Source organism: Microcoleus sp. B3-D2 (assembly GCF_036705345.1).
Lineage (GTDB): Bacteria > Cyanobacteriota > Cyanobacteriia > Cyanobacteriales > Microcoleaceae > Microcoleus.
Window position 1 is genome coordinate 1 of the sequence record NZ_JAUBUG010000030.1, and the last position, 19,851, is coordinate 19,851.

Annotated in this window: 19 protein-coding genes, 1 tRNA gene and 1 pseudogene; 8 read left to right on the forward strand and 13 right to left on the reverse strand. The window is 45.0% G+C overall.

Annotation, left to right across the window (positions count from 1 at the left end; all coding sequences use genetic code 11):
* The coding region (locus tag QUB14_RS13325) for a tetratricopeptide repeat protein (RefSeq protein WP_333217528.1) at positions 1–635 on the forward strand (635 nt) is incomplete at its 5' end.
* A gap of 270 nt (positions 636–905) precedes the next feature.
* Here the strand turns inward: QUB14_RS13325 and QUB14_RS13330 are convergent.
* Positions 906–1,079: a hypothetical protein gene (locus QUB14_RS13330; RefSeq protein ID WP_333217529.1), complete on the reverse strand. Its 174-nt coding sequence runs from the start codon at positions 1,077–1,079 to the stop codon at positions 906–908.
* A gap of 495 nt (positions 1,080–1,574) precedes the next feature.
* Here QUB14_RS13330 and katG point away from each other — a divergent pair, with 495 nt between their 5' ends.
* On the forward strand, positions 1,575–3,803 hold the full coding sequence (katG, locus tag QUB14_RS13335; protein WP_333217530.1) for a catalase/peroxidase HPI: 2,229 nt from the start codon (positions 1,575–1,577) through the stop codon (positions 3,801–3,803).
* A 240-nt stretch (positions 3,804–4,043) separates the two neighbouring features.
* On the opposite strand, the pseudogene QUB14_RS13340 reads toward katG, so the two are convergent.
* A pseudogene (locus tag QUB14_RS13340) lies at positions 4,044–4,151 on the reverse strand (IS1 family transposase); the annotation flags it as partial.
* Between the two features lie 223 nt (positions 4,152–4,374).
* On the opposite strand from QUB14_RS13340, the gene QUB14_RS13345 reads away from it, so the two are divergent.
* From QUB14_RS13345 to QUB14_RS13360, 4 genes are all read left to right on the forward strand, one after another.
* Entirely contained in the window at positions 4,375–5,292 is a 918-nt protein-coding gene (locus QUB14_RS13345; protein WP_333217531.1) for a phytanoyl-CoA dioxygenase family protein, read from the forward strand.
* Between the two features lie 619 nt (positions 5,293–5,911).
* Entirely contained in the window at positions 5,912–6,250 is a 339-nt protein-coding gene (locus QUB14_RS13350) for a hypothetical protein (protein WP_333217532.1), read from the forward strand.
* A 68-nt stretch (positions 6,251–6,318) separates the two neighbouring features.
* A complete protein-coding gene (locus tag QUB14_RS13355; protein WP_190738174.1) occupies positions 6,319–6,456 on the forward strand; it encodes a hypothetical protein in 138 nt (45 codons plus the stop codon).
* 6 nt (positions 6,457–6,462) lie between these two features.
* Positions 6,463–6,603, forward strand: coding sequence for a hypothetical protein (locus QUB14_RS13360; RefSeq protein ID WP_190738173.1), 141 nt, complete (start codon positions 6,463–6,465; stop codon positions 6,601–6,603).
* Between the two features lie 680 nt (positions 6,604–7,283).
* Here QUB14_RS13360 and QUB14_RS13365 read toward each other — a convergent pair.
* The 4 genes from QUB14_RS13365 to QUB14_RS13380 form a co-directional block, all read right to left on the reverse strand.
* Positions 7,284–7,357, reverse strand: a tRNA-Pro gene (locus QUB14_RS13365).
* A 37-nt stretch (positions 7,358–7,394) separates the two neighbouring features.
* Complete coding sequence (locus QUB14_RS13370) at positions 7,395–7,763, reverse strand: DUF1818 family protein (RefSeq protein WP_333217533.1); 369 nt, start codon at positions 7,761–7,763, stop codon at positions 7,395–7,397.
* 141 nt (positions 7,764–7,904) lie between these two features.
* Positions 7,905–8,549 (reverse strand): hypothetical protein, encoded by a 645-nt coding sequence (locus tag QUB14_RS13375; protein WP_333217534.1) that lies wholly within the window; start codon positions 8,547–8,549, stop codon positions 7,905–7,907.
* A 248-nt stretch (positions 8,550–8,797) separates the two neighbouring features.
* Positions 8,798–9,028, reverse strand: coding sequence for a DNA-directed RNA polymerase subunit omega (locus QUB14_RS13380; protein WP_190661101.1), 231 nt, complete (start codon positions 9,026–9,028; stop codon positions 8,798–8,800).
* Positions 9,029–9,108: 80 nt separating this feature from the next.
* On the opposite strand from QUB14_RS13380, the gene QUB14_RS13385 reads away from it, so the two are divergent.
* Positions 9,109–9,801, forward strand: coding sequence for a GDSL-type esterase/lipase family protein (locus tag QUB14_RS13385; RefSeq protein WP_333217535.1), 693 nt, complete (start codon positions 9,109–9,111; stop codon positions 9,799–9,801).
* A gap of 261 nt (positions 9,802–10,062) precedes the next feature.
* On the opposite strand, the gene QUB14_RS13390 is transcribed toward QUB14_RS13385, so the two are convergent.
* Positions 10,063–12,759, reverse strand: a complete 2,697-nt coding sequence (locus QUB14_RS13390) for a P-loop ATPase, Sll1717 family (RefSeq protein WP_333217536.1) — start codon at positions 12,757–12,759, stop codon at positions 10,063–10,065.
* A gap of 11 nt (positions 12,760–12,770) precedes the next feature.
* Positions 12,771–13,160: a hypothetical protein gene (locus QUB14_RS13395; RefSeq protein WP_333217537.1), complete on the reverse strand. Its 390-nt coding sequence runs from the start codon at positions 13,158–13,160 to the stop codon at positions 12,771–12,773.
* Between the two features lie 451 nt (positions 13,161–13,611).
* Here QUB14_RS13395 and QUB14_RS13400 point away from each other — a divergent pair, with 451 nt between their 5' ends.
* The gene (locus QUB14_RS13400) at positions 13,612–14,865 is read left to right on the forward strand and encodes an S-layer homology domain-containing protein (RefSeq protein ID WP_333217538.1); all 1,254 of its coding nucleotides are present in this window, start codon (positions 13,612–13,614) and stop codon (positions 14,863–14,865) included.
* 128 nt (positions 14,866–14,993) lie between these two features.
* On the opposite strand, the gene QUB14_RS13405 is transcribed toward QUB14_RS13400, so the two are convergent.
* The 5 genes from QUB14_RS13405 to QUB14_RS13425 form a co-directional block, all read right to left on the reverse strand.
* Positions 14,994–15,503 carry a pentapeptide repeat-containing protein gene (locus QUB14_RS13405; protein WP_333217569.1) on the reverse strand — a complete coding sequence of 170 codons (510 nt, stop codon included), beginning with the start codon at positions 15,501–15,503 and terminating at the stop codon, positions 14,994–14,996.
* A 127-nt stretch (positions 15,504–15,630) separates the two neighbouring features.
* The gene (locus QUB14_RS13410; RefSeq protein ID WP_333217539.1) at positions 15,631–16,977 is read right to left on the reverse strand and encodes an LCP family protein; all 1,347 of its coding nucleotides are present in this window, start codon (positions 16,975–16,977) and stop codon (positions 15,631–15,633) included.
* Positions 16,978–16,991: 14 nt separating this feature from the next.
* Positions 16,992–17,339: a DUF6717 family protein gene (locus QUB14_RS13415; RefSeq protein WP_190661090.1), complete on the reverse strand. Its 348-nt coding sequence runs from the start codon at positions 17,337–17,339 to the stop codon at positions 16,992–16,994.
* Positions 17,340–17,977: 638 nt separating this feature from the next.
* Entirely contained in the window at positions 17,978–19,153 is a 1,176-nt protein-coding gene (locus tag QUB14_RS13420) for an aminotransferase class V-fold PLP-dependent enzyme (protein WP_333217540.1), read from the reverse strand.
* Between the two features lie 77 nt (positions 19,154–19,230).
* Positions 19,231–19,836, reverse strand: a complete 606-nt coding sequence (locus tag QUB14_RS13425) for a molybdenum cofactor guanylyltransferase (RefSeq protein WP_333217541.1) — start codon at positions 19,834–19,836, stop codon at positions 19,231–19,233.
* Between the last annotated feature and the right edge of the window lie 15 nt (positions 19,837–19,851).

A 19,851-nucleotide genomic window follows, 5' to 3' on the forward strand; every position in this document is an offset into this window, starting at 1 on the left:
CATTTTCGGGTTCTATATTTTTCACTTCGTTCAAGTCAGTTACATCATACCTCATCTTTCTGAGAAAGGCTATAGCAGATAGCCTAAATAATTTGGCAGGCTGCTATCTTCATCAGGAACGCTATAGCGATGCCGAATCCCTCTTTGTGCAGGCACTAGAACTTCGGCAAAGCCTGTTTGGTAACGACCATCCACAGGTGGCACTGAGCTTGAACAATCTTGCAAGTTTCTACCTACGTCAGGGACGCTACAGTGAAGCTGAATCCTTAGCTCTCCAAGCCTTGAACCTGTGCAAACGCTTACTAGGAGATAACCATCCAGATATCATAGTAAGCTTGAATAATCTAGCAGAAATCTACCGTCAACAGAAACGCTATAGCGAAGCTGAACCCCTTTATTGTCAAGCCATAGAACTGTTGCAACGCCTGTTTGGTAACGCTCATCCTCATACGGCAATTTGCCTGAATAATTTGGTATTGCTCTACCAGGCTCAAGGACGCTACAGTGAAGCCGAATCCCTGTTAGGGCAAGCTCTAGAGATTTGTGTACAACGGTTAGGTACTGAGCATAATAATACTGTTGTCATTGCTGAGCATCTGGCAAGGCTCCGTGCTGTCCTTGACTCGGACAATTAAAATCACGGCTGCACGAACAAAATCCGCTTGAACAACCAAGGATATTCAACCTGACCCACTAAAGCTGATTAGCAAGATTCAAAGCTGGATTGATGAAATTGTATAGGATTACGTCTTGGTTTCTTCCACCCAGTTGCTAGACGCACCATTACATAAGTTACTCGATCTGCCTCAAGCCACGCGCGAAGCGGTGAGTAGTTGCTCAAGTTGAGTGTAATCCATTACGAGGAAAGAGTTACTGAGAACCTGCCAAAGTTTTGTCCAAGTCAACTAGAATGGGATGTCCAAATCGTCTTCACCATCATCTACCGATAACTGTGATGGCGGTACTGGAGATAATGCTTCGTGAGGAATTACTTCCATCCAATAGGGATGCTTGTCGTGAGTCACCTGGACAAACCGGGCTTCGTTAAGAAAGAAACAGACGTTTAACTCGTCCAACACCAAGCCCACCCGGAGGAACTGGATCGTCAGATGTGCATACCGCCAACATGAAGGAGCTTAAGGTGCGATCGAAGCACCGGGTAATGTTTTCCAACCGCTTGACGATTCGTTTCCTTTTCTGTGCGAGCCTTTTTCAGGTTCTTTTCCAAACGACGCAGGTCAGATTCTCTGCGTACATCACTCTCAACTACTAACCACAAAAAAATTTTGGATAAATTAACCCTACTCGTTACACCGTCGCGGGTGTCTCAGCATCATGTGAGCTTTGTGGAAAGTGACCGCGCTCAACCAGAGCGCGTACAGGCTCACCCTTGGGTTATTAATAATAACCGTTTGTTTCAAATTACAAATCTATTGTTTCAAATCATAACGTTAATTATATTTCTCTTAGATTATTTGCTCATCGATTATCCCAGTAATTACCATAATGCTATTTGTTGGCAATACCCGCAGTACATCAAAAAACCTACCCACACACCTCGATAGGAAAATACTATGAGCAACGGAAATGGATGCCCCTTTACGGGAGGCGGTCAGAAATCTCAGCCTCGTCATAGGCCATCGCACCGAGACTGGTGGCCGCATTATTTGAATCTGAGCATCCTCCACCAGCACACCCCCCAGGCCAATCCTATGGGTGAGGCGTTCAACTATGCTGAGGAGTTCAAGAGTCTTGACTTAGCTGCCTTGAGGGCAGATATCTACGAGCTGATGACCACCTCCCAGGACTGGTGGCCAGCCGACTACGGCCATTATGGGCCGCTCTTCATCCGGATGGCTTGGCACAGCGCCGGCACATATCGTATTGGCGACGGTCGCGGCGGCGCGGGTTCGGGTAGCCAGCGGTTTGAGCCGCTCAACAGTTGGCCAGACAATGCCAACCTCGACAAGGCGCGTATGTTGCTTTGGCCAATCAAGCAGAAATACGGCAAGAAAATCTCGTGGGCCGACCTCATGATCTTCGCCGGCAACTGCGCGCTTGAGTCGATGGGTTTCAAGACGTTGGGTTTTGCGGGTGGGCGCGTGGATGTCTGGCAGCCAGAGGAAGACATCTACTGGGGTTCTGAGAAAGCCTGGCTCGGCAATGAGCGTTACGAAGAAGATCGGGTGCTCCTGAATCCTCTCGCTGCCGTTCAGATGGGACTGATCTACGTGAACCCAGAAGGGCCAGACGGCGAGCCCGATCCGGTCGGCTCAGGGCGCGATATTCGCGAAACCTTTGGTCGGATGGCGATGAACGACGAGGAGACAGTCGCGCTCACCGCCGGTGGGCACACGTTCGGCAAATGTCACGGTGCGGGCGAGGCGACGCACGTAGGTGCCGATCCTGGGGGGGCCACCATCATCGATCAGGGCCTCGGCTGGAAGAACGCCTTCAACACGGGTGTCGGGGTCGATGCGATCACCAGCGGTATCGAAGGCGCATGGACTCCCACTCCGACGCAGTGGGACAACAGCTATCTCGAAACCCTGTTCAAATATGACTGGGAGTTGACGAAAAGCCCCGCTGGCGCGTGGCAATGGAAGCCCAAGGGCGACGCTGGTGCGGGTACGGTACCCGACGCGCACGATCCGTCGAAACGGCACGCCCCCATGATGACCACGGCGGACATGGCGATGAAGATGGACCCCATCTACAACCCGATTGCGAAGCGTTACCACGATAACCCGGATGAGTTCGCTCTTCAGTTCGCCAAGGCGTGGTTCAAGCTGACGCACCGCGATATGGGACCGCGATCGCGCTATCTCGGCCCAGAGGTTCCCCAGGAAGAGTTCTTGTGGCAAGATCCCATTCCCGCAGTCGATCATGAATTGATTGATGAGCAGGACATCGCTGCCCTCAAGGGCAAGATTCTTGCTTCGGGACTGTCTGTCTCCCAACTCGTTTCGACTGCGTGGGCGTCGGCGTCAACGTTCCGCTGCTCCGATATGCGCGGTGGAGCGAACGGGGGGCGCATTCGTCTCGCGCCGCAGAAAGATTGGGAAGTCAACCAGCCAGAGCAGTTGGCAACAGTGCTGCAAACCCTGGAGGGAATTCAACAGGAGTTTAACAACTCGCAGTCGGGCGGAAAGCGGGTTTCGATCGCTGATTTGATCGTTCTGGGCGGATGCGCGGGCATTGAGCAAGCGGCGAAAAATGCCGATCATGACGTGACGGTTCCCTTCAAGCCGGGACGCACGGATGCACTGCAAGAGAAAACGGATGTCGAGTCCTTCGCCGTGCTTGAGCCGACTGCGGACGGGTTCCGCAACTACAAAGGCGGCAAACACAGCGAATCCCTCGAAGAGCTACTGGTCGATCGGGCGCAGTTGCTGTCCCTGTCAGCTCCTCAGATGACGGTTCTCCTGGGCGGGTTGCGCGTCCTGGGTACAAACTTTGGAGGGTCTAAACACGGCGTCTTCACCCATCAACCAGAGACGTTGACCAATGACTTCTTCGTGAACCTGCTCGACCTGGGTACGACGTGGAAGGCGACCTCTGAAGATGAGTATGAGTTCGAGGGGAGCGATCGCAAAACCGGCGAACTTAAGTGGACTGCTACCCGTGTTGACCTCATCTTCGGCTCAAACTCTCAGCTCCGAGCCTTGGCAGAAGTCTACGGATGTGTGGACTCGCAGCAGAAGTTTGTCAATGACTTTGTGGCGGCGTGGGACAAGGTGATGAACCTCGATCGCTATGACCTTCGCACAGTCTTAGCGAAAACCTCTGCCAGGAGTTTCTAGGCGTAACTTCAACCGATTATCCGCGATCGGAGTTCGAGGCTACGTTAAACTGCGGCAATCCTAAATGCCGGTAGAAGCTAGAGACAAAAATGAGAGCGGCGTTTCAACTTGTCTTGAAACACCGCTCTCAGGTTTAGGCCCTGATGCCAAAGCTGTTTAGAAACATGAACCGGATATTAGTCACGTTGTAAGATGTGCCAATGGTATCGGGGTAGTAGTAAATATGTAGTGATTGAATATTTATTGCCTCAAAGTCGAGTTGTAATGATGGACAAAATACCAAATAGCACCAATATGGTTTTCTAACTTTTTTGAAAATGAGAGAGTCTTTCTTACGAGATGTGACATTAGGTTAATGCTGGATAAGATCGATATAGGAGATAATATTCAGCAAAAGTGACAGATAACACCCAATAACCCGGACTTAACCTGCAAAGTTTCTGTTTAATCCCTTAAAATTAGGGTGTTATCCAGCAGATACGACGGATAATCCACCGAAGGTAAAGGTATTATCCTGCACATCTGTTGAATACTGAAGTTTCTACTGTCCCGGCTTAAACGGGTAGCCACGATGCTAATTAGACAAGCAAAAACAGCGCTAAGTTCCCTAGGTTATGAACTAGATTGCAGTGAGGAGGCTTTTGGTTATCTAAGGAATTCCTCCGATGTACTCGCACAGCCAGAGCAATTGCGACGGAGGATGCAACAAGACGGTTACTTATACTTAAAAGCCTTTCTTAACTCTCAAGAGGTTTGGCAAGCTCGTCAGGAAATTGCAGCTTGTTTAGCTGCTGAGGGAAGCTTGGAACTCTCAAGCCCTGTTCTAGATTGCATCGCTAAACCGGGATTAAGCATGAATTTCCGTCCAGATTTAGCAAGCAGGAGTTCAACACTGAAAACACTGCTTTATTCGGGACGGATGATGGAATTTTTTGGAATGTTTTTAGGCGGTCAAGTCCGGCATTACGATTACACCTGGCTTAGAGCCGTCGCCCCAGGAAAAGGAACTTACGCTCATTGTGACATTGTGTATATGGGACGGGGAACTGACAAGCTTTACACGGCTTGGACTCCCTTAGGCGATATTCCTTGGGAATCAGGCGGGTTAATGATTTTGGAAAATTCTCATCATCTAGAGACTATTAAAAATAGCTATGGATGTAAAGATGTCGATCGCTATTGTGCCAACAGAAAAACGGCTTCTTTGTATGCCTCCAATCAAAAATCGTGGGATGGAGCCTTATCCAAAAACCCGGTTTCTTTGCGCTGTAAATACGGAGGACGTTGGTTGAGTTCCGAATTCGAGGCTGGAGATGTTCTGATTTTTGGTATGTTTACCATTCATGCCAGTTTAGATAACCATTCTCCTTCTATTCGACTCTCCTCGGACAGCCGTTATCAATTGGCATCGGAACCAGTGGATGAAAGGTGGGTTGGCAGTAACCCTATTGGTCACTCTACTGCTGCTAAGCAAGGTCAGATTTGCTAGAAGAAGACTTTAGTATTGAGTCTTGTCGTCGAAGGTAGAAGCAAAAATCAAAAATTCTCGACTGTGCCAGTTCAAAGGGCAGAATGTGGGTTCAAATGCAGCGGATAGACCGAAACGCTTTCTGCTTCGTTTCAAGTTCTCTGCCGCCGCTGAACCCGACCTTTAGACCGCTATGTATGCGACATAAGCTACAGGTTGCAATCAAATAAAGGCTAATCGTTGGAGGTTCTAATTGGAACTTCACGAGAATTGCAGGTACGACCAATGCTTGGAGACTGAAGTGTGACTGCGAGATTCACAGTTTGAAATCTGATGCAAGCGATCGCATACTCTCCTTCAACTTACTCCTGTAGATAGAGGGAAGTTTTAGAACTGCCTACTACAACACGCTCAAATCGTTCGTTAATTTGAAGCATTTGTATTTTTTCGCGTTGCAGGTACGGGATGCTGGGAACCTAGGCTGCAAACAATCAGAGGAGAGGTGCTGTGAGATCTCGAAGACCGCAATTATTATTCCGCGATCGCTCGATCGTTCTGCGCTTCTCGATCGTCGCCCTTGTCGTTTCTGAGGGCAACTAAAACCGAACCAAAAACCCAAACCATAACCTCAACGCGCCCATTGCCCAAACTCCCCGAATGCGAGTGCTGTCTCCTCTACGCGCACAATCCACACCTCGTCTGTGCAGTCCATCCCGCAGGCCCCAACGCCGATACTTGCTCCGACTTTCGAGAAGACCCCGACGCCGCATCGGATGAACTGTGGGAACCAGAAGGTGCGAGCTACTACAACGGCGAACTCATCCTGCAACCGAGGCAGCGGTGGACGCGAGAAGAACAATTGAAGCTGCTGGATACCCATCCACTGTTTACCGATCGATGTCCTCAATGTGAAATGACTTATTCCAAGTACGAAACACCCGGTGCATTGGGATTGCGTCCGTTGCGGGTGGGTGGATGATTCGGTGTGAGGTCGAAATGTCTATTATTCGCCAACGGACTTGTTGGCGCTGACTGTGATGGAATATTATGCTGTCTATGGGTTTGAGTTTTAAAGTATGTCAGGAAATACTGGAAAATCTTAAAGCTACTGAGTTGTGGCTGTTTCAGCCGTCTGTGTTAGAAGGGCAGATGAAACGGTTTATGCTGTTATTGGATTTAAAGTGACGATGTTTGGTAAGTTTTGAGAGTGGTTTGGCGTTGGAAACGATTAATCAAGGTTTGCCTGTTGTGCCGTTTTGGAGCGATCGCATTCATCAACGTTTACGTGACAATCTTAGTAGTTTTGCGACAGCAGGCGATCGCATAGTTTAATTTTGTGAATATGGCTCAAAGTAAATATCTATAGCGTTGCTGACTCAAGATAGGAACCCGATAGCTGAAAGCTATGAAAACTCATTGGGAATTTTGCAGAATCACGCCCCCGCTCAGTAACGCCCAATTTACTTATATGTCTGCGTCAGAAGCGACAGATGCTTAACAATGTGCTTGAATAAAGTCAAAGATCGGGGGGAAAACCTCAAAGAACGAAGCATCAAGGGTAGGTATAATGTTTTCGGCAAATTTTACTTTGTTTCCTTTAAATCGGATTTCCTTATATCCATTACAGTCTTCCATTGTGTAGGTAGTCCTGCATAGTCAGGAATATTTGTTATAATTTACTTATTCAATCTGCCTTAATTTTTCGCTTATGAAATGTCTCAGATGTAGCCCTGTCGAGTTCAATTTGGCTGGCTTGCATCGAAGCAGCTTTACGGTTGGCGATCGTATCCGGCAGACCGATGTACAACCAAAATCGTTTTCCTTGCCATGACTAAACTAAACGAAGCCGATCCTTAAAAATCTTGACCTTCACAGAGCATTTTGGCATATCCCAATTTTATCCCACTTTTTGTCAGAGTATGACATATTCTGTCACCCCTTATTGAGAATGGGTAAGGAACGATTTATTTACCAAAAATAATGGAATCCTTAGTGTATAAGGATTCCATCTATCGGAGCGGCGGGATTTGAACCCACGACCCCTACTACCCCAAAGTAGTGCGCTACCAAGCTGCGCTACGCCCCGACAGCTTTAATAGCTTAGCATAGAATTCCCGAAAAAGTCAAAAAACTTTTAAAACTTTTGCGGCCTGCACCAAAGTCGGAACCGCCGCCGTGGGCCAAAAACCCTCGCACCTCCTGCCAGCATTCAAGATCAATTGCACGCTGTAAGCTTCGGGATAGCCTTCGACCTGCACCCACAGCAAGTCGCTTTCGGCTTCAATGGCGATTTTTTCCTCGTCCATTAACTCAGAGGCTATTTGACTCATGGTGCCTGCTAATTCCCCCAACAATCGGCAAAAATCGTTTAACTCAGCGTCTGTGAGTTCGATCGCCCAACCGTCGCCAGCCACCAAACCCTTAAACTCCTCCGCCTCCGGGTTCCATCCCAAACGCCACCCAACACCGGTTTTAATTACACGTTCCACCATTAAGGGATTTTAGATTTTAGATTTTGGATTTTACATTAGTAGGGCTTACCCATCAATACGAAAGAAAACGGGTTTTTTACCTGTGTTAAAGGCTCAACAGCAATATTTCCGTAAAAAACTCGGTTTCTGTATCCATGAGTATTAAGGTGCCAGTAACTTCGCATCTCCCGGCTGCGGCTGCGGTATCTCCGGCGAATTCGATCGCCCTTGTGGTTTTTCCCCCGCCTGTGTGCGCCCACCCCCGGAATTCTCCGTAAAAACATCAACCAAAGCTTGAACCAAAGCATCGCGCTGTGCTCTATTTAACCTTTGAATAGCCGCACGATCCTGTTCCATTGGATTTGAGCGCAAAACGTCCTTTCCCGGATATACGCTTTCTACCAAATAATCGGGAGTCGCCCCCAAATAGTCAGCTAAACTCAACTTCCAATCAAAGCGGTAATTGGGCGGCCTTCCTTTGACAAATACGTGATATCGAATCAACCGCCCGACTAAAGTATTGGTAGGATCGACTTTTCCAGTTTCTTGAGAAATGTAGTTATTTTCGATCGGGAAATCCGGCAATTTTTCGTACACCAATTTCCACGCATCTTGCACCCTGACTTGCGACGGCGCAGATTCTTGAGCCACCCGCTGCACTGAGGCAGACTCAGAACTCCGCAGCAGCGAAGGTTCCAAAGCCGACATACTCAGTTCCCCGGATTCCAATACCCAACTCAAAAGCGTGAAAATCGCTACACTCAAAGTAACGAACAGAAAACTTAAGCCCTGCTTTAATCTATTCACGGTTTTGACAATAATTTCAAAAATAGAATAATTTCATAAACTTACCCCCAAGCAGATGTCCTAGTTTCTAATTTGAGGACTTAGGAAAAGAAACCCGGTTTAGGCAAATCAGAAGTTTGTCAACGAGACAGCTAAGAAGAAACCGGGTTTCTCGCCCTGGCCCGCCAGTCTAGTTTGAGAAAGTTTTGAGTGTGGAGTTTAAAAAAATTGCTCGCAATTCACCACTCAAAACCCAAAACTCCCGAAGTCTAGGGGAGTCCGATAATTTCCGGCTGACTCAGTTCGTCCGACATCTCAAATATCGCCCGCATTACAGGTTTCATTTGATGGTCGTCCATATTGTCAAAATCTTCATAGCGACGGCGTTTTGCGCGGTTCGCCACCTGCACCGTAATCCGATAGCGGTTGGATGCACCGTTAATCAACTCTTCCGCCCGACGGGTTAGCTGAGTTGAATCGAAAGTTGGACGCTTAACCATGAGACTCCCTACTTTATGTAATGTTACATTCTAGTCTAGTATGTCAAGATTCATAATTTATTAACTGAGTATCATTGCTTATGCAGGTAGCAACAGCCTATTCCTTTGGTCACTTGCATCGGGGAAATTCTCATCCCCTCAAATTGGTTGCTTTCGGCGACAGCTTAATCTACGGTTTCGGCGACGGTGTAGGCGGGGGTTGGGTGGAAAGATTGCGGCGCCAGTGGATGTTACCGGAGAGTGCAGGCCACGTTTTATACAATTTGGGTGTTCGGGGCGATCGCACCTATCAAGTCGCCCAGCGACTCGAAAACGAGTTTCGCCAGCGGGGCGAACTCAGAAACCGCGTCCCGGATGCGATTATTCTTTCCGTAGGTCTCAACGATTCGGCGAGAGTGCAGTCGCCTACCGGGCGCAGCTACACTGATTTTGAACATTTTAAAACTGTTTTGGATAATTTGTTAAACCTGTCCCAACAACTTTGTCCGGTGATATTTGTCGGGATGGTGCCGGTGGATGAAAGTAAAATGCCTTTTCAAGATTGTTTGTATTACAGTCATGCTGACCAATATCGGTATAAGGAAGCAACAAAATTAGCTTGTGAGTTGCGGGGAATTCCCTATTTAGATATTTTTGATAAATGGATAAATCGGGGCAGTGATTGGTGGCGATCGCGCCTGATTGCAGACGGGCTTCATCCCAATGCAGCGGGCTATCAATCTTTATTTGAAGATGTGACCAGTTGGGAGCCGATCGCAAGTATTAGTCATTAGTCAGTAGTCAGTAGTCATTGGTGAGCAGTCATTAGTCATACCATTTCTCTCCATACTTCGGACAGTTTTTGATAGCCAACCGTAGAATAAGGGTTTCAAAGCTCCAAGGCAATCGAGCTACCAACGGAAAATCTAGGGTTCCAGACTACGAACTAAAAACTGTCCGGACTATTGTTCTCTATGAAGTTGCACTTAATCATGACTTAATAAAGTTCAAGTATAATTTCTATATTTTTGACTCCTGCATTATTTGATACATTTCTATAATGTGCCTCTGCGATCCATCTCAAAACCATGCACATATATATCAGCGAATTTATAGCGTTGTTCTTTTTCTCGCCACTCAATAATGCCTATTTTGCCCAAAAACGAGACAAATTGTTCAAAATCCAAATTTGCTAAAATATTAGAGCCTGACTCCTGCCATATTTCTTGCAATTGTTCTTTTGATAAAAAGGCTGACTTTCCCTTAAGGTTATCCAAAAACTTAGTCAAATCAGGATATTCTTCTTTAATTTCTTCACACCGTTTTTCTGATGCTTTCTTCAAGCCGATTTCTAAAGATTTACTTCGCAATAAACGGTCAGTGGGTGATTGAATTGATAATTTCTCTTCATAGCTTAATTCATGCTCTTTTGCTCCTTCTAGTAATATGCTTAAACTTCGAGGAAAAGTAGTACTACTTGAGTCTGTTAATCTTTCATAGACCCATCTGGATACATATTTAGCTTTTTCCCCTCTCCTGCGACGACTTCCCCAAAGTATTTCTAAGGCTTTATCAATCGCATTTTCGCTAGCTTGATCGATACTTTCAACAGCCACAGGAGAAAATTTATCAACCAAATTCTTGAAATCTTTAGATTGTATTGCTTGACGAAGTGCTAACCGTAAAAAGTCAATTCTATTCCATTGCAAAAGAATATCCCGTCCAGTTAAATGACTTTTGTTATCAAAAATCAAACGATTCCAGATATCTTCTCTCAAGAAAATTTTAAATCTAATTTCTGTTAATCTGTTAGCATCACAAGACTGAACTAATTGAAATAATCCAGTTAGTGCTTGCTGTCTTACTTCTCCTGCGTCCGGAAAATCTTCATCTAAATCATCGTAAAGAAACCATATTTTTTTAGAATTCTCTCTGTATTGTTCATTAAGAAGAATGTTGACGGCATCTTTGACTATGAGCCTTAGTTGAGGGTTAGTAGATAATTCTAACAAAGCGTGAGTATTCTCAGACTGCCATATTTCTTGAGGTAAGAAATTAAGGGTTTTTTTCAATTCTCTATATTTGGCAAGTCTAGGAAATTTCACTAAATTTTCCTGATAGCATCTAAGCAGTAAATAAGCTCTCCAAAAAGCTTCCCATGTGCCACTCTTTTTCTGCAAAGTTTGATGGATGATTTGAAATTCATCACGGGATGGGCGACTTTCCTGAAATGTACCATGTGCTGACAAAAATACAGTATTATCCAATCGCCCACGTGCTAATTTTTGAGCAACATTTTTGTGCTTTAGAAAAAGCCAATAGAGCGCAGTTTTACCTGTTCCTTTTCTTCCTCTAATTAGGCAGGTTGTATCATCTAAAAATCTTTCAAAATCAGTAGTCTTCTGAAATAATAAGCTCAAATCTTGGCTCTGATTGGCAGCATTTACTTCAGGAAATTTCAGACTTTCAATAATCTTCCATCGTCGCTGCTCTATGGTATTTAAAAGAGTGCTACGTTTCAGTTCATCAGTTTTTTCATCAATCAAGTTAGCAATTTTTGTGTAGTAATCTTGTGATCCTTGCACAGGATAGCTGTCCGCTAAAGCAATAGGTACAATGTAAGGAACTACTAAAAATTCTTCTATTAGAGTTTGAGCGTTGTCTAAATCTGACTCATCTTCATCTGCTTCATAATTTTCATTTGTTGCTATTTTTATTTTTTTTCGCAAGGATTCCCAAATCTCATTTACTTTTGACAAGCCAAATTCCGTAATATCAGGAACCGGAGAAAAAACAAAATTAATTGAGAGATCAGTGAGACTTTGAAGTGATTGTAAAAGAACTTCTATTCCCTGCTTATTCTGTTCATTAGGAAAAAGAAAAATAATTGCTTCATCAGCAGCTTGAATTAATGATAAAGCTCCCCATTGGTTAATTCCAGTTCTTGAATCAACTAAGAGAATATCGGGCTTTAATTGTTCGTTAATTTCTGTTTTAAAAACAGACCAAAGACTTTGATTTCCATCAATAACAGTTGTAGCATGGAGATCGTCAACTTTAGATATATAATCAAGGGTGAGACAACCAGCAGGAACAACAAATAATCTTCCAGTGGCATTAGGGACTCTCACTTCACCCAATATTTCTGCAATTGAAATACTTGGTTCTACTCCCTCTGGTAAGTAGGAACGCTCATAAAAATAGTCCACAATTCCATACTTTGGTTGTGGTTTGAGGTTAAATGCTGTACTTAAGCCAGGTGCTTCTAAATCTAAATCAACAGCTACAACTTTAAGACCCCGCATTGCTAAAATTGAGGCAACATGGGTTAATGCAGTAGTTCGACCTACTCCTCCTTTAAAAGAATAAAATGTTATTGTTCTGGGTACACGGAGTTCGCGCTGGGGTAGTTGAGGTGGATTTTGCGGGTTGGCTGCTTGTATAGCTAAATCTTGCCAAGTGTTTACTGAGGCTGCATTAAAAACCTGTGGCTGTGAAAGATTAAGTGATTCGGCTTCTTGAAGTGTATATAGGGAGAGAAAGCCAGGAGATAAATGAGGCACCTGAGATTTAAGTAAAATTGAGATTTGCTCCTTGCGCTGGGGCATGGATAAACCGACAAAGCAATCGCTGATAATTGTCAGATTCAACAAGCCAGATGTAGAAATATTAACGTCAACCCACTCTGGCGGATTCTTCACATATTGGTTTGTAATATGCTGCTTTAGCAAAAATTGCCAGTTTTCCTGCATTTCCAACCTCCTTAAAGTTTAGTAGCTTCCGTCTGTAACCACCCTGTGAGACACTTATATGCGTATAACCAGCGTTTGTAACTTGCATCATTAGGCTCAATACCACAATAGCGCATATTTATGAAAAGTTGGCTATTTGGATTTTCAACTTCACACAGCCATTCTCGCACTTTAGGTGTAGCTCTAGAGTTTAGTTTAGGGTGTTTTTTCAGAAGTTCTTTGCAACTATGTGTCCTCAAGGTCTGACTTGCACCACCGGGTATAGTGTTACAAATAATTGCTTTTAGTTGACACTCGATGGTTACACCACCGAAGTGCATAGCCGCCACTTTCCTTCCCGATTGATCTAGTGTTTTGGTATCAAAGTGGCGTTCTATAAAAGCTGCTTGGTAATCTTCCATATTTAACAAACTTAGAATTGAAGCTTAATAAGTATATTATTAAATCAGCATTCCCAATCAAAGACAGGGAAAGAGGCAGTCGCCACACCTTAAGATTTTTTTAAGTTTTGTTTCCATATTACCAGCGCCGTCGCGTCCCTTACAATCACCGCCTTTGCCTCCAGCAGAAAAAGTAGACCACAAGGTAAAACGCGATCGCTGTTACCTACCCGACTTCTTAAAGAAGTCGGGGATCTGGGTGTTCTGTTTTTTTATCTTGGCTTATTTAAGGGAGATAAGGAAGATAAGGAATTTAACTGTTTTAAGTATTTTAACATCGATTAATTAGAATAAATATTTTTTTTAAATGCCGTATCTTCCTTACAACACAAATCGTAGTGTTGAATAATGATTAAATAACGGAGAACAAATAGTTCACTCACTTGCTAACTGTAAATTGGAGAATTAAAAAATGTCTGTATTACATCGCATTAAATCCGGTACATCTGTTTTATTAACACTGGGAACAGTTGCCGGAACCGCAGCGCCGATGCTAGCTCCCGCGCCTTCTTTTGCTCAGACAGCTTTTTCGGATGTTAATAATAACTACTGGGCAAAAGATTTTATTCAAGATTTGTCAGAAAGAGGAATTATCAAAGGATTTCCCGATGGCAGTTTTCGCCCGGATGCACCGGTAACGCGGGCTGAATTTGCGGCAATGGTGCGTTCTGTGAAAAAGGCAAAAACCCGCGCTGCTGTAAGGTTTGCCGATGTTCCGTCTAATTTTTGGGCAAGCGGGGCGATCGCAGAAGCTTACGAAATGGGATGGATGTCTGGCTATCCCGGCAATGTTTTCAGGCCGACACAGCAGATTCCTCGCGTTCAAGTTGTAGTCGCTTTAAATAACGGCATGGGCTATGAGCCTAAGTGCGATTTTCAAGATGTTCTCAGCTACTATAATGATGCGGGTGAGATTCAAAGTTATGCTGTTAAAAGCGTTGCTGCTGCTACTGAAAAACAGTTGGTTGTCAGCTATCCCAGTCCTAAATCTCTCAAACCGAACAAGTCAGCAACGCGAGCTGAAGTAGCTGCTTTTATCTATCAAACATTAGTGAGTACCAATCAAGCAAGAGCAATTAATTCTCCTTACATTGCTAAGATTGATGTTAGCCAATCTGTTGCTGTGCAAATTCCCAGGGGGGTGACTATCCCCATTGAGTACACAAAAGGCAAGATTTTGCTCGGCCCCAATGACAAGTCTCCGATTACGCTGACTGTAGCTGCGGATATCACAGGGGATAATGGCCAAGTGCTGATACCTGAAGGCTCGAAAATTAGTGGCGAATTGCGATCGACTGCTTCGGGCGTTCAATTTGTGGCTCAAGAATTAAGTATAATCAACGGCAGTAGAGTGCCTCTCAATGCCACTTCGCAAGTGGTTACTAGGAAAGAAACTGTTACCAAGGGCGTTAATGTTGGTAATCTGGTTAAGAATACGGCGTTGGGTGCAGCAGCAGCGGCGGCCATCGCAGGCGTTACGGGCGATCGGGCGATCGCGACTGAAGAGGTGCTCGGCGGTGCGGGAATCGGGACTTTGATCGGGGTGTTTTTGGGTAGAGATAAAGTCGATTTGTATGCTGTTAATCCCGACACCGATTTAGATTTGCTTTTGAATTCCGATTTGGTAGTTGGTAGTGCCAGCACAGGCATTTGTAGCGCTCGATAGAGCCGATACTTGGAAATTTCCTCAAACCCCTCGCCTTGCAGGAGAGGGGCTTTAATCTGTGTATTTTACCTCGCTACAGGTGCATCTAATCAAATAATTAGCCAGGGATTTTCTTTAAGTGTGAATTTCTACGGACATCCCAAACTTTCTCGGGTAGAAACTCCCGTCACGGGATTGACACCATCTGCTTTCTCGCACAGGATACTCACTTGATAAGCGTCGATAATCGCGTCAGTAAAATCAGCGCCGGAAATTGCAGCATCAAAAAACCGAGTTCGAGTCATGATTGCCTCGGAAAAATTAGCATTTGTCAAATTAGCGCCGTCGAATGTAACTCTATCTACCAAAGCACCGGAGAGGTTGGCACCTGACAAGTTGGCATTCAGCAAAACTCCCTTAGTCAAAATCGCATTAGTTAAATCCGCACCTTGAAAATTTGTTCCCCGCATTTCCGCAGCCACAAATGTTCCCCCCGCTAAATCCGAGTTGGAAAAATCGCGATCGGACAAATTAATATTTGTGTAATTAATATTTGTTTTCGGCAAGGCAAATGCAGGAGTAGCACTCAGCAGCACCCACCCCAAAGCCAACACTAAACTTACAAACAGGCTCAGGAAAATTTGGAAGACACTTTTCATGATGATGGGAATGGGGAATGGGGCATTGGGAATGGGGCATTGGGAATGGGGCATTGGGCATTGTTGACTGTTGACTGTTGACTGTTGACAACTAACAACTAACAACTGACTAATAACTAATAACTAATTAAAATCGTTTTACCCAATCTTCACCAACGCGAAGTGTCAAGTCAGAATTGATTTCACCGGTAGAAGATGCTTCAATTTTACCGCCGCCTAACTCTTTTTGCAGTAGATTGGCTGCCTCTAAATCGCCTTGCTGAACAATAATTTGACTGTGACGCTGCTTCTCGGGCGAATCCTGCACTACAGATACATTAAAAAAGCCGTTTTTTGTGAGAAATTCAGCAACGTTTTTTGCGGTTGTCGGTTTGCTAGAAGCGTTTTGGACAGCTATTTTGAGGTTTTTGGGCAAAGCAGACTCGGTTGGGTTGCGAAATCGTCCTTGTGCAAAATCCGGCACGCCCGGGTTTAAATATTGTGTCATAATGCGATCGAGCCCGACCACATCTACAATCCAATAACTCCTCAAATCCCCTTGTTCTGGACTAGAACTTCCAGGCAACATTACCATTTTAAAATTCTCTCGCTCCAATTGCAAACCAAAATTTGCCAGCGTCAATATTTCCTCATAATTTAGGTTTGTATCCACATATTTTTGCATCAATCGAACAATTTGTGGCAAGCGCACCAATACTGATGGACTTGCGAGGCGGTCCCGAATAGCTTGAATTAAAGATTGCTGCCGCTGAATGCGGCCGATATCTCCTAAACCGTCGTTGCGAAATCTAACAAATTGTTCTGCTTGTTCTCCGTTGAGAGTTTGCCATCCCTTAGCTAAGTTTATTTTTAACTTTTGGGCGGTATCTGTATAGGACATCGCGCGAGGTACAAATACCTCAACTCCGCCCAACAAATCGACTAATTCCCGAAACGCACTGCTGCTGACTCGCACGTATCGTTCAATTTTCGTATTGTTCAGCATACTGCTAACTAATTGCGTCGCCAAAGCTGCTCCTCCCGTAGCATTGGCTTCGCTAATTTTGCTGAAGCTCATTCCCGGAACTACGACTTTAGTATCTCGTGGAACTGAAAGCAAACTAATAGATTTATCTCTAGGATCGAGGTGGAATAAGAGTATTGTATCGCTGCGACCGTTAAATATCTTAGGGCCGACGGCAGGTTCCGGCACGCCGTCAATTCCCAATATCAAGATATTAACTGACCGCGACAGGCGGTATCCAGAGCGGTTGGAGGATAGATAGTCAAAGCCAGTCGCCTCTAATACTCTATTGATAATTGGGGGTTCCACGGGAGCTAAGAGGGCAGTAATTGCCCCCAGTGTGGCCGAGATGGCGGCGGTGAAGACTAGGAAAAATACCCCCACTACATATACGAAGAACTTAGGTTTTTTTCGAGATGTTCGATCGACTCGTTCAACAAAGTTTCTTTTAAAAATTGACAAGTTTTTCATTGACTTGCTGTTGGTTATTGCAGTTTTTCAGCTTTGCAGTAAAACTTGGGCGGTGCTTCTGGAAAGTATTTGAGCAAAGCCGGACACAGCCAGCCTTCGAGATTTTTCGATTCCCAGCGATACCAGTTACCCCCGTATTCTGCTTTCAACCACAGCATTTCTGCTTGATATCCGGGAAATGGATTGGCTGAAAATAAAAGTCGGAAACCTTGGGCGGCATTGGGAATGTCTGCGACAAGCGCGTTAATCATTTCGGGGACGCCCTGAACAAATGGTTCTCGGACAAGTCCGACTCGCTCGTCGTCAAAAACCCAGGTGTACTGTTCGCGATAGGGGTAAATTACCATCATGGCATTGGACATGGTATTCGCCTCTTTTCATTTCCTTTGTTTTGTATGCAAAAATGCAAGTGTGGATACATTATATTCTGTTGCGCGGAAGTTGTGCGCTATCCGCTTTGACAACCCTGTTTTAACTTAGGAATTTTCGCGGGTTATTTACAAATTTTATTCGGTTTGGGCGGATGAGCCAAGTTTAGGGATGTGGGGTTTGAGAGCTGTTTTTTTGGTAATTTTTTATTTGAGGTAATTAGTAGCAAAATTAAAGAGGAATAAAGGTGATTCCTTGAAGAATTTTTACTCTTTCTGAGCCTATTTGTATAAGCTTTACTACCTTTATAGTAAAAACGAATATATAGCAATCCTAAATGAATCGTAAAAAGATGTAGGGGTAGTGCCCCCGTGCCTACCCCGGCTTCATGGGGCAACCACGGGGGGTTTGCCCCTACAAGAATTACACAAATCATTTAGGATTGCTATAGCGGTTCTCAAAAAAGTGAGGTATGCCCTATGCCCTATGCCCTATGCCCTATGCCGGAGAGTACCTCATCTTTCTGAGAAAGGCTATAGTCTGTATTCTCCCAAACTATGATAACCGAGACCCTAACTACAAACCTATAACTGTTTGTAGCTGGGTGTTATGTTTTTTTTGAAGCTCCCCCTCAACTTCTCGTCAGCTCAACCAGCGCCTTAGCTAAATATTGATACTGTGGCAAAGTATTGTATAACTGAGCCGAAATCCTCACCAACTGCTTACTAGCATTCGGCCAAGGAATCACCGGAACTTCAATTTTAAAAATCTCCCACAGCGCCTCTTGCAAAGGTGGAATTCCTCCCTTTGCAACCACATCAGACTGGGAGTCTGCCAATGGCACAACAGCCATAGAACCCACCATTTCATCAGGACAAGGCAGCCGCAAATCTAATTTGTCAGCCAATATTTTTCTCCCCCCCAACGCTAAAGCATGATTTTTTGCCCTCAATTCCGGCCAGCCGCCACTCAACAAAGAACCCATAAAATCAATAGCTACAGGCACGCACAAATAGGGGCTAGGATCGACTGTTCCCATCCAGTCAAACTCTAATTGAAAGCGCGATTTATCAGCGCGCGGCGAGTTAGCACCGTGACTGATTGTAGTTGGCCGAATGGCATCTTGCTTGTCGCGCCGCACGTATAAAAAGCCCGCACCTTTGGGCGCGCACAGCCATTTGTGGCAATTTCCCGTATAGTACGCCGCGCCAATTTCATCTAAATTCAGCGCTACCATTCCCGGCGCGTGAGCTCCGTCTACTAATACATCCACGCCACGGTTAGCTAACTCGCCGACTAACTGTTTGATTGGAAAGATTAAACCTGTTTGGCTGACAACGTGGTCTAATAAGGCTAACTTTGTTTGCGGTGAAACGCACTTAACTATTGCTTCAATAATTTGTTCTGGCGACTCAATTGGAAAGGGGACTTCTGCTACTATTACTTTAGCTCCTGTACGTTCAGCTACAAAATTAAGTGTGTTGCGGCAAGCGTTGTATTCCTGATTTGTAGTTAGCAATTCGTCGCCCGGAGCAAAACAGAGCGATCGCAAAACTGCATTTACTCCCGTCGTCGCATTCGGCACAAACGCCAAGTCCTCGTCAGCCGCACCAATAAATGCTGCTAACTGATTTCTTGCATTATCCAACAATGGTTCAAATTCCCGCAGTAAAAAGCGCAATGGTTCTCTTTCCAGTTGTTCTCGAAAAATGGTTTGCGCTTCTAGTACGGGAATCGGACAAGCCCCAAAAGAGCCGTGATTGAGGAAAGTTATATTGCGATCGAGCAACCAATATGCGTTAATCATTAGTAATTAGTAATTAGTCATTAGTCATTAGTCATTAGTCATTAGTCAGTTAACTGTCAACAGTCAACAGTCAACTGTCAACCGTTAACCATTTTACCTTTTAATTTCTCAAACTCTTCTAATGTATTGCAATTCGATAACATTACTGCTTCTCGTTCCCCTACAGGTAAAGGGATTGCGGGGATTTGATTTAACCAAACTTGAAAGGAACGTCCCCCTTTGTCAATAAAACTTTGCAAGCTGGGCAGAGATTGTTGGCGGTAGAAGCCGCACAAAGGCTCCCAGCGCGAATTTTGATAAGGCACAACTGCTAAAGTAGATGGGGGAAACTCTGTTAACTGACTCGCCCACTTCTGGATAATCTGGGCATCCAACAAAGGCAAATCGCAAGCTAACAGTAAAATCCACTCGGCGGCTATTTCTTTCAATCCCTGAGTCAATGCCACCAAGGGCCCGGAACCGGGATTGTACTCTACCAGAAATTGGGACGTTTCGGTTAAGGTCGATCGATAGCGATCGGGCCAAGCAGTCAGAACATAAACTTCTGGCCCTACAACTGCGGCAACTTCCAACGCCCGCTGCAATAGGGATTTGCCCTCAATTTCCAGCAGAGCTTTATCCCTACCCATCCGCGAACTTTGACCGCCTGCAAGCACAATTACAGCAATTTTATGATTAGTCATTGGGAAGAAGGAAGA

What these genes read in the sequence shown, in the direction of transcription:
- katG (WP_333217530.1), top strand. Translation starts at nt 1,575, where the DNA reads ATGAGCAACGGAAATGGATGCCCCTTTACGGGAGGCGGTCAGAAATCT.
- QUB14_RS13345 (WP_333217531.1), top strand. Translation starts at nt 4,375, where the DNA reads ATGCTAATTAGACAAGCAAAAACAGCGCTAAGTTCCCTAGGTTATGAA.
- QUB14_RS13355 (WP_190738174.1), top strand. Translation starts at nt 6,319, where the DNA reads ATGCTGTCTATGGGTTTGAGTTTTAAAGTATGTCAGGAAATACTGGAA.
- QUB14_RS13370 (WP_333217533.1), bottom strand. Translation starts at nt 7,763, where the DNA reads ATGGTGGAACGTGTAATTAAAACCGGTGTTGGGTGGCGTTTGGGATGG.
- QUB14_RS13380 (WP_190661101.1), bottom strand. Translation starts at nt 9,028, where the DNA reads ATGGTTAAGCGTCCAACTTTCGATTCAACTCAGCTAACCCGTCGGGCG.
- QUB14_RS13385 (WP_333217535.1), top strand. Translation starts at nt 9,109, where the DNA reads ATGCAGGTAGCAACAGCCTATTCCTTTGGTCACTTGCATCGGGGAAAT.
- QUB14_RS13390 (WP_333217536.1), bottom strand. Translation starts at nt 12,759, where the DNA reads ATGCAGGAAAACTGGCAATTTTTGCTAAAGCAGCATATTACAAACCAA.
- QUB14_RS13395 (WP_333217537.1), bottom strand. Translation starts at nt 13,160, where the DNA reads ATGGAAGATTACCAAGCAGCTTTTATAGAACGCCACTTTGATACCAAA.
- QUB14_RS13400 (WP_333217538.1), top strand. Translation starts at nt 13,612, where the DNA reads ATGTCTGTATTACATCGCATTAAATCCGGTACATCTGTTTTATTAACA.
- QUB14_RS13405 (WP_333217569.1), bottom strand. Translation starts at nt 15,503, where the DNA reads ATGAAAAGTGTCTTCCAAATTTTCCTGAGCCTGTTTGTAAGTTTAGTG.
- QUB14_RS13410 (WP_333217539.1), bottom strand. Translation starts at nt 16,977, where the DNA reads ATGAAAAACTTGTCAATTTTTAAAAGAAACTTTGTTGAACGAGTCGAT.
- QUB14_RS13415 (WP_190661090.1), bottom strand. Translation starts at nt 17,339, where the DNA reads ATGTCCAATGCCATGATGGTAATTTACCCCTATCGCGAACAGTACACC.
- QUB14_RS13420 (WP_333217540.1), bottom strand. Translation starts at nt 19,153, where the DNA reads ATGATTAACGCATATTGGTTGCTCGATCGCAATATAACTTTCCTCAAT.
- QUB14_RS13425 (WP_333217541.1), bottom strand. Translation starts at nt 19,836, where the DNA reads ATGACTAATCATAAAATTGCTGTAATTGTGCTTGCAGGCGGTCAAAGT.